Origin of the sequence: Streptacidiphilus sp. ASG 303 (assembly GCF_020991365.1) — a bacterium.
Classification (GTDB): Bacteria; Actinomycetota; Actinomycetes; order Streptomycetales; family Streptomycetaceae; genus Peterkaempfera.
This window is the reverse complement of sequence record NZ_JAJLRA010000159.1, coordinates 1-290: the sequence shown is the minus strand read 5'-3', so window position 1 is coordinate 290 and position 290 is coordinate 1. Positions and strand designations below refer to the sequence as shown.

At 79.7% G+C, this 290-nt stretch carries 1 protein-coding gene; it reads left to right on the top strand.

Annotated elements, in window-relative coordinates:
• Positions 1–290 (top strand): HAMP domain-containing sensor histidine kinase (locus LO771_RS30345; RefSeq protein ID WP_230748376.1); only part of this gene is annotated, 290 nt, incomplete at both ends.

Sequence of the window (290 nt, the reverse complement as noted above, 5' to 3'; positions counted from 1 at the left end):
GCCCTGGCGGGGGCGCAGCCGCTGGCCCGCGAGCACGGCGTGAGGCTGGTCGGCGGCGGCGTGGCGCCGGAGGCGGTGGAGGTCGACGGCCGGGAGATGACCCGGGTGCTGGGGAACCTGCTGGTCAACGCGCTCCGGGCGACGCCGGCCGACGGCACGGTCGCGGTCGGGGCGCGGCGGGAGGGCGGCGACGTGGTGCTGTCGGTGAGCGACGGCTTCGGCGGCATCCCCGAGCAGGACCTGCCGCGGGTCTTCGACACCGGCTGGAGCGGCGCCCCCGCCCGCACGCC